A 6410-nucleotide genomic window follows, 5' to 3' on the forward strand; every position below is an offset into this window, starting at 1 on the left:
TGCTGTTTAAGCGCGGTGTAAATTACGCGCTTATAAAATTAAAGGTGTATTTGCTTTTCAACGCTTTGGGCTTTGCTGCCTAGTTTTACATCAAACTGCTTAATAAATTGCTCTATTACGTCGGCTTGTTGCTCGCTAAATACGCCATCGAGCCCCATGTCGTGTATTTGTGTAAAGGGCGCCTTGTAAAGCTGGGCTATTTCAATAGCGCCGTGGCGAATCAGGTGGTTTTTTAACATACCAATAAAGCGTTGTTGCTTGGCATTTACATGGGTGTGTATTTGCTGCACAAAGGTAGTAAAGCTCTGCTCTATGGCGTTTTTATCCATACCGACTATGGTACGCAATATTTTGTCGAGCGTCGCGGTTGATTCGGGAAAAAACTCTTTTAATGTATTTAAATCAACACTTGGGTTTTGCGTATGCACTAACGAGCTTAATTGCGCTAAGTCGGCTTCGGTTACTTGTTCGCCGTTGCGAATTTTTTTAAGTACGCTGTCGGTTTCAAATAACGGGGTGAGTGTTTTTTCAACTTCTTGGCGGTATATTTGATAATCAATAGAGACTATTTTTGTAAGCCTATCAGCTTCGTGTATTTGGTTTTCGTCTTCAGTTATATCAAGTACAAAATCACGTGTTGGTGGCTTCACGCTTTTATTACGCAGGTGAATAATACTGCGTAAATTTATACGGCTTTGCTCAAGCGCTGCATGGGTTAAATACTGCCAATACTGCTGTGTTTGTATTTCTTCTATTGCAGGTGCTTTGCTACGCACTTCGTTTAGGTGCATTTGAAGCGATTCAACCTTGTTCATTATACTTTGTTTAGCTAAATCAATTTGGTTTGCATCGGTAAATATTAGTGTTTGGATAGTGGTTAGCTCTAAATCAAACTTATACGCTTCACTTTGCCCCATTATGTTACGCCATTGCATAAGCGGTGCTACTTTTTCGAGCAGATCGCTTACTGTTTGCGGTGAAAATTGATTAAGACGTTTAAAATCCTTATAGGTTTCGACCACTAACCAGTTATCGCGCACCGATATTGATTCCATTGGCAGTAGGCAAATATCGTCGTGAATTAATTTAATGGTTTGATCAAACACATCCATATTTGCTTTTTTGAGGGCCGTTTGTGCAAGAGTTACACGCGCCTCAAATAGTTTTTGCAGTAACGATTTTGCTTGTTTTACGTCGTCTTCTTCTGGGTTTTCGTCAAAGTATTCAAAGTTTGCCCAGTGATCGAATATTAAAAAGTGTGTTTTGTGCTGCCCTGGCCCGTATAGGTTTTCGCATAAGCGTGTGCCACGGCCAATCATTTGCCAAAACTTTACTTTTGATTTTATGGGTTTTGCAAATACCAGGTTTACACATTCAGGTACGTCTATGCCGGTGTCGAGCATATCGACCGACACTGCTATACGCATGCTGTTTTCGTAGCTTGATTTAAAATCGTCTATTAGCTCTTCGGCCCGTTCGTACTTTGAGTGAATAACGCGACAAAAATTAGCCCCGTGTTGCGGGTAAAGCTCGCTAAACAATTGTGCCATTAATTCGGCGTGGGCTATGTTACGGGCGAATATAATTGTTTTACCGGGCAGTTGGCCGTCTTTATCGCGCAGACCTTTCTCCATTAAGTTACGCAGTATGAGCCTGTTGGTGTCTTTATTTTTAATGGCTTCGTCTATTTGTTTTGCGTCAAAGTCAAGCTCGTTAGGGTCAATGCCTTGCTCTTCTAATTGGGCTATTTGCTCATCGGTTAGGTTGTCTTTTTTAATGCCTTCGCGCAAAAACTGTGTGGTGTAACTTACAATTTTGTAAGGGACTAAGTTGCCTTGTTCTATCGCGTCTTCAAGTGGGTAGTTGGCTGTGGGTAGTTTGTAATCGCAACCAAACAAATCACACGTTGAGCGCGATACCATTTCTACCGGAGTGGCGGTTAAGCCTACCTCGAGTGCATCAAAGTACTTAAAAATATCACCATATATATTGTAAATTGAACGGTGGGATTCATCAGCTACTATTAGGTCAAAATAGCCTACGTCGTACTTGTTCATTATGCGTAGCATACCTGGGTACGTTGCTATAAACACCCGCGCGCTGGCTGCTGAGTTTTTAGCGCTTTTACCAACAATATGTACTGGCTCTTTGGTGAATTCAGTAAAGGCGTTACCCGCTTGTTTACGTAGTTCTTTTCGGTCACATAAAAATAGTACGCGCTTAGCCCAACCTGCATCGAGCAGCCGTTTGGCAAGGGCAATAGATACGCGTGTTTTACCTGTGCCGGTTGCTTGAACTATAAGCGCTTTGCGGTGTTTATCACTAAAACGCTCACACACTCGGGTTATGGTTTCCATTTGATACAAACGCCCTGCCACAGCAGTATCTATCGGCGTTTTATTTAAATCTTTTTTAAGTGTGCGCTGCTTTATTAAGTACTGAAGGGAATCTTTTGAGTAGTAACCGTATAAACCACGGCTATTATAGCCTTGCGTGTCGTCGAGAATTTTTATATCCCAGCCGTTTGAATAAAAAATAATAGGGCGTTGGCCATATTGCTTTTCGAGCGCGTTGGCATAAAGCGTTGCTTGCTGGCGGCCTTTTTCGATATTTTCGCGAGTGCGTTTTGCCTCTATTACCGCAAGTGGTTTACCGTCGTCATCCCATAATACATAATCAACATAACCTACGCCTGTTGTTGTAGGTTGATCTTTTACTTTTACTTCTTTGCCAACGTCTTCTGTTGATTCGTCGTCAAGTGCAACGTGCCAACCAGCATTACGTAAATCTAAATCGATAATGCGTTTACGGGTTTCGTCTTCGTTAAAGTTAAAACTAGAGTTAACAATTTGCTCATTGCGGGTTTTAACCTGAGCCAGCTTTTCAGCATCAATAGTTTGTTTTAGTTTTGCTGCTTGCTGCTGTGCTTGTTTTTGTGCAAGCTCTGCGGCTTCTAGTTCGTCAAGTGCGCGTTTTAAACGGGCCTGATTTTCGGCTAGCTGCTTGGTGAGTTGCTTGTTCTTTTTTGCAAACTCGGCATCACTTTGGTTAGTCGGCTGTGTTTGCTCAGGCGCTTTAAACTCTGGGCACTCTTGTTGCGTGCCATTGTCATACGCCATAAATAAGTACGAGGCTACAAAGTAGCTTTCTTTTAATATCCAAATAGCTTGTTGTTGATCAACTTTGCCTTCGTGGGCTGCTTGATTACCACTTTTACGAATGGCGTGAAGTTTATCGGTAATTAAACGCGGTACGGCACTGGTAAAGTCGTCGGCGGTAAGTTTATCAAAAATGTTAGAAGTGGGTAAAACAGGTAAACTAAGTTCTTTATATAAGTAGCCTACTACTTTTTCGGCAAAGCAACGCAGCTTAACCAGTGAGCTTTGTGGATCGGTAATCGCATAGTCTTCTGCAAAAGCGGCTAACTGGTGTAGCTCTGGCCACTTAGATTGAATATGTTCAAAGTTCATTGATTGCTTCATTCCTGATTACTTCCTTATCAACTAATTTACCATGCGTTATTATTTTTATGCGTTTGCAAGCTTGCGAATATTAAGCCGTTATATTTATTTTTATATTGTGTGTTACTGCGCTTAACCAGTAGCTTGTTTCAAAGCTTTGGTTATTAGAGTCAATCGCTATTTTCTTAGCAAGTTCGTTTGGTAAAACCTTATTTATTTTACTATTTATGCGGCTACGCGTTTGTTGCACAAAGGTTTTTTCCATTACTTTTAAATTACTGTGTAAACCTTCTCTAAAATCTTCTGGCTCTATGCCAAACGTATCACGAAATGTACGTAAATCACTGCTATTTTGCTGTAAAAGCATGAGGTACTCTTTGCTGTATCGCAAAGACTCTTCAAAATCACGACCCACCACTAACTGTTTATTTTCATTTTGGCTGTATTGGTTTAACCATAAATAGAAGGCGGTTTCTTTTGCAGTAAGTTTAATTTCGATACCTGCAAAGGTGAGTGTTTTTGCTTTTGCGTTTACCTCTAGGATTAAATCTTTTTTATGCGCTGAGTTTAAGCTTGCTACTGTTTGGCTAAACGATGCACTTTGCATATTGGCAATGAGGGTTTCGTCGATAGATTGTCGCATTCGTACAAAGGGTATTTCGGCAAGCGTTACCTTTGCGTTAATACAGTTTACTTGCGTGCCATTTTTACCATCAATAATGTGGTCATAAGGTGTTGGGTAGTAAAAGTCTCTAACAAATTCAAATTCGTTATTTACAAATACATGACTGAGTGAATCTTGTTCACGCCCCAATAAAGACATGGCATAACCTAAATAAAATGCCATTGTTTTACGGCCACCTGCAATAGAGGCATGAATGCTAATATCATTTTTATTGGTGAGTTCAAACACTTTGCGAGTAATAAAGTCGGCCATGTAGGTTTGTTCTATTTCAGATTTAGCATCATTAATAGGTTGGCCTTTATCGTCTTCTATTAGGCATATGTTTTCATCGGGAAGTTTAATAGAGGGAAGTTTATAATCTGCTATTAATTTAGCTAAATGACCTTGCTTAAATAATCCATCGGTGAGCATAGCCTTGGTGCTTTTTGTTGTAATAACAAAAATCTCTTCAGGCATAGGCTTACCCTGCTGATAAAGCGCAAAAAGAGTTTCGGTTAATACCTGCGGGCTTGCACCGGTAACTATTAGTAGTACATTCTTCATCAACGATCCTTTTGTATGAGGAATCTGCATAATACATAAATTACATAGTTAATGAAACTTGTTTGAGCTCAGTGGATTAAGTGAAATAAAGATACCGTGATTAAAGTGCAATACTAAGTTTTAATGTTGATTAGCACTTACAATAATAAATTTAATTTAGTGCACAAAAAAGGACGCCCAAAGGCGTCCTAATATTGAATAATGGTGGAGGAAGAGGGATTCGAACCCTCGTTAGGGATTAACCTAAACACACTTTCCAGGCGTGCGCCTTCAGCCACTCAGCCATTCCTCCACGGTGTTGCCTAGCAACAGCGCGTTATAGTATGAAATAGGTTACGCAGGTGCAAGGCCTTTTTAAATATGTACTGTTGAATGGCTATTAATCGTGCAGTTATTTACTTTTTCAATAAAAAACGGCTAAACCATAAGGCTTAGCCGTTTTTTATATCAGTCTAGTTACTTTACATTTGCTAAAAACTATTTAGCCATACTCGCCGTAAAGTCTAGCATGCGGTTAAGTGACTTAAGTGCACCTTCACGCAAGTCCATATCTACAAATACCTCTTTACCTTGAGGGTCTATTAAAGCCTCCTCAATCGCTTTTAAGCCATTCATTGCCATCCACGGGCAATGTGCACAACTTTTACAAGAAGCGCCTTCACCAGCCGTAGGGGCGGCAAAGAACTCTTTCTCTGGGCATAGCTGCTGCATTTTATAAAAAATACCGCGATCAGTCGCAACAATAAACTTTTTATTCGGCATTGTTTGCGCTGCTTTAATCAGCTGGCTTGTAGATCCAACGGCGTCAGCAAGTTCAACTATTTCTGCAGGTGACTCTGGGTGAACTAAAACGCCAGCATCTGGGTGCAGTGCCTTAAACTCTTTCAATGCTTTAGTTTTAAACTCGTCGTGAACAATACATGCGCCATTCCACATGATCATATCAGCGCCGGTATTTTTTTGAATGTAGCTGCCTAGGTGTTTGTCTGGGCCCCAAATAATTTTTTCGCCTTGCTCGTCTAAGTGCTCAACAATTTCAAGCGCGCACGATGAGGTTACAATCCAATCTGCACGGGCTTTAACCGCTGTAGAGGTGTTTGCATACACCACCACTTTACGATCAGGGTGCTGATCGCAAAATGCTGAGAACTCATCAATCGGACAACCGATGTCTAGCGAGCATGTTGCTTCAAGTGTTGGCATAACAACCGTTTTGTTTGGCGTTAAAATTTTAGCAGTTTCACCCATAAAACGAACGCCTGCAACGATGATCATATCAGCGTCGTGTCTTGCACCAAAGCGCGCCATTTCTAAAGAGTCGGCAACGCAACCGCCAGTTTCTTCGGCAAGGGCTTGGATTTCAGGATCAGTATAATAATGCGCTACGAGTACCGCGTTTTTATCTTTAAGTAATTGCTTAATACGTGCTTTGTATTCGCCTTGCTCGTCGTTTGTTAACGGTGCTGGCTTTGGAGGGAAAATATAGCCTTCAGGCATAATAGTTTGCGCTAAACTCATGTTCTCGACCACTTATTTACAGTGTATAAATTACGGCGAATTATACGAGAATAAAAACATAAATAACAGCAAACTGGTTAAGCTTGTTTATAAAAAACAGAATGGGATTTTAAAAAAGAATATAGCAAATGGTGGGTCATGATGGATTCGAACCATCGACCAATTGATTAAAAGTCAACTGCTCTACCAACTGAGCTAATGAC

At 40.7% G+C, this 6410-nt stretch carries 3 protein-coding genes and 1 tRNA gene; all 4 read right to left on the bottom strand.

Annotated features, from left to right (window positions below; all coding sequences use genetic code 11):
• Nucleotides 1-38 precede the first annotated feature (38 nt).
• The 4 genes from MTF67_RS10720 to nadA all read right to left on the bottom strand — a co-directional run bounded on the left by MTF67_RS10720 (nucleotide 39) and on the right by nadA (nucleotide 6207).
• Nucleotides 39-3482 (bottom strand): DEAD/DEAH box helicase family protein, encoded by a 3444-nt coding sequence (locus tag MTF67_RS10720; protein ID WP_248519521.1) that lies wholly within the window; start codon nucleotides 3480-3482, stop codon nucleotides 39-41.
• Nucleotides 3483-3552: 70 nt separating this feature from the next.
• Complete coding sequence (gene csm6, locus MTF67_RS10725) at nucleotides 3553-4689, bottom strand: CRISPR-associated ring nuclease Csm6 (RefSeq protein ID WP_248519522.1); 1137 nt, start codon at nucleotides 4687-4689, stop codon at nucleotides 3553-3555.
• Nucleotides 4690-4891: 202 nt separating this feature from the next.
• Nucleotides 4892-4981, bottom strand: a tRNA-Ser gene (locus MTF67_RS10730).
• Between the two features lie 185 nt (nucleotides 4982-5166).
• The gene (gene nadA, locus MTF67_RS10735) at nucleotides 5167-6207 is read right to left on the bottom strand and encodes a quinolinate synthase NadA (protein ID WP_248519523.1); all 1041 of its coding nucleotides are present in this window, start codon (nucleotides 6205-6207) and stop codon (nucleotides 5167-5169) included.
• Nucleotides 6208-6410 lie beyond the last annotated feature (203 nt).

Source organism: Pseudoalteromonas sp. 2CM32C, from assembly GCF_023161925.1.
GTDB lineage: Bacteria > Pseudomonadota > Gammaproteobacteria > Enterobacterales > Alteromonadaceae > Pseudoalteromonas > Pseudoalteromonas marina.